The following is a 2631-nucleotide window of genomic DNA, read 5'->3' on the forward strand; positions in this document are numbered from 1 at the left end:
GCATAATGCAGAGCGTTTTTAGCTTGGCGTCGCGCTGAAAGGTGGGTGGCGAGAGCGCGCTGAGGTGGATCGCGACGGTGAGCTAAAAACGTGTTGGACTAAGCCGCCGGCACGGGTTGCCGCTATGGGCGTTCAATCAGGCCGTGGCCATGAACAGGCATGGCGTGGGCGCGGATGCGGTCGTGGACGCAGCGATTGCAGGGGTCGCGTGCGCCGAAAGCGGCACGGATATAGGTTCGGCAAAGTGAGGACCGGCGTCGCGCCTTGCCCGGCAAAGGCAGCCGAGGGTGACGGCGCGCAGCTTCGCGGGACCGACTCGGTTTTCCGGCCGAACGGCTCGTGCGATGCGGTGACGGCGAAAGCGGAGCGGTTCTTTCATGACGTATCCCAGTATGGCGGGGGTCCAGTGGCGCCGTCGAAGATTTCGACGATGATCATTTGGCCTTGACGACAGGCGGGGCATTGCCTGAGGGAATGACCGGTGAGATCCTCATAGCGGTCGCGGTAATCCCTTTCGGATGAGCCATCCGACGGCTCTGGAACCGGCATGCCGAGCAGGTCGCGGCAGTGGGCGAGCTTTTGCGCGCGGTAGCGATTGCCGAGAAAGCCGTAGTAGCGGATGCGATGGAAGCCCTCGGGCAGGACGTGCAACAAGAAGCGGCGAATGAACTCGTCGGACGCGACGGTCATGACCTTCTGCCGATTGCCGTGCCGGTAGTCCTTCCAGCGGAAACGAACGGCGTTGTCCTCGATGTCGATGAGGCGGTTGTTGGAGATGGCGACGCGGTGCGTATAGCGCCCGACATAGTCGAGCACCTGGGCAGGTCCGGCGAAGGGCGGTTTGGCAAAGACGACCCACTCAGCCTTTCGTAGCGGCGCCAAATAGCGCCGGAAGGCGTCGCGCTCGCTCAGGTGCTGTAGGCCAGAGAAGAACTTCAACTGGCCGGCGTCGAAGGCTTTCTCCAGGTGCTCCAGAAACAATCGTCGGAACAGGCGTGAGAGCACCCGGACCGGCAAGAAGAAGCCGGGCTTGCAGGCGACCCACCGACGACCGTCGGCAGACAGGCCGCCGCCGGCGACGACGCAGTGCAGATGCGGATGATGAAGCAGGTTCTGGCCCCAGCTGTGCAGCACGGCGAAGAAGCCGATCTCGGCGCCCAGGTGCTTGGGATCGGCGGCGATGGTGCGCAGGGCCTCGGCGGCGGCGCGGAAGAGCAGGCCGTAGACGAGCGCCTTGTTGTGATAGGCGATGGCGGCAATGTCGCCGGGCAGCGTGAAGACGACGTGAAAGTATTGCGTGTCGAGGAGCTCGGCGCGACGATCCTCCAGCCATTGCGCGCGAGCCAGCGATTGGCAGCGGGGGCAATGCCTGTCGCGGCAGCTGTTGAAGGCGATGCGCCGGTGGCCGCAGTGATCGCACTGCTCGACATGCCCGCCGAGCGCGGCGGTCCGGCACAGTTCGATCGCCGTCATGACGCGGCGCTGGGCGATCGACAGCTGCGCGTCATGCTGCGCACGATAGGCTTCGCCGTAGCGGCGGAAGATGTCCGCCACTTCCGGCCCCGAGCGGGCCATCGGCGCGAGCTCAGAAGTACTGCGGCTTGGCGGGCGGCGGCGGGGTGGGCGCCGGCCTCGGCAAGAGCTCGAAGGGGCTCGACGTGGCGCAGACCTTGTTGGTGGCGATCCGCAGGTAATGGGCGGTGGTCGCAATGCTGCGGTGACCGAGCAGCAGTTGAATGGTGCGCACGTCGGCGCCGGCCTCCAGCAGATGGACCGCGAAGGCGTGGCGAAGCGAATGGGGCGTGACCGGCTTGGACAATCCGGAGCGGTCGTGCGCTTTCGCGCAGGCCTGTCCCACCGCATCCCTGGTGATCGGCTGGCCGGCACGATCGCCGGGGAAGAGCCACTCCTTTGGCCGCCGCACCTTCCAGTAGCCGCGCAGGATCTCCAAGAGCTTGGGCGACAGCATCACGTAGCGGTCCTTCTGGCCTTTGCCCTGCTCCACGCGGATGACCATTCTCTGGCTGTCGATGCCCGGGGGCTTCAGCTGCACCGCTTCCGAGATGCGCAAGCCGGCGGCATAGCAAGTGGTCAGGATGGCATGGTGTTTGACGTCGAGGACGCAGCCGAGGAACCGCTGAACTTCCTCGGCACTGAGGATGATGGGCAGCTTCTGCGGCTTCTTGGGAAGCGGCAGGACCTCTTCAGGCGCCCAATCCCTCTCGAGCGTCACACTGTAGAGAAAGCGCAGCGCCGCAATGGCGGTGTGGATCGAGCCGGGCGACAGCTTCTTCTCGTTGGTCAGATAGACCTGATAGGTCCGAATATCCTCTCGCCCGAGCAAGTCCGGCGACTTGCCGAAGTGGCGGGCGAACAGCGATACCTGCTGAAGGTATGAGCGCTGGGTGTTGAGCGCGAGGTTGCGCACCTCCATGTCCTCGCTCATGCGCTGGCGAAGGTAGGTCATGACAAGCTCCTTTGTCGGATGGAATGGGCTGCAAGCAGCCACTTCATGCTGACGCAGTCGGAGCTTGTTGTGGACACATGACTAGCGCGACAGACGCGATCAACACCACGCCGGCGGCACACACCCTCCTTGCCGCTCCGCAATCGCGGAGCGGGTTAGTCCAA

2 protein-coding genes are annotated in these 2631 nt (G+C 64.6%); both read right to left on the reverse strand.

Translation table 11 applies throughout. The annotated features are described in order from the left end of the window. Positions 1-375: 375 nt before the first annotated feature. Positions 376-1575, reverse strand: a complete 1200-nt coding sequence (locus AC0L3D_RS36325) for an IS91 family transposase (RefSeq protein ID WP_473647490.1) — start codon at positions 1573-1575, stop codon at positions 376-378. Positions 1576-1585: 10 nt separating this feature from the next. After that, positions 1586-2467: a tyrosine-type recombinase/integrase gene (locus tag AC0L3D_RS36330; protein ID WP_473647491.1), complete on the reverse strand. Its 882-nt coding sequence runs from the start codon at positions 2465-2467 to the stop codon at positions 1586-1588. Positions 2468-2631: the final 164 nt, after the last annotated feature.

It is taken from the genome of Mesorhizobium sp. WSM4837 (genome assembly GCF_055811435.1).

Bases quoted from the DNA above. Each gene is read 5' to 3' on its own strand.
- AC0L3D_RS36325 (WP_473647490.1), bottom strand. From the start codon at position 1,575: ATGGCCCGCTCGGGGCCGGAAGTGGCGGACATCTTCCGCCGCTACGGC.
- AC0L3D_RS36330 (WP_473647491.1), bottom strand. From the start codon at position 2,467: ATGACCTACCTTCGCCAGCGCATGAGCGAGGACATGGAGGTGCGCAAC.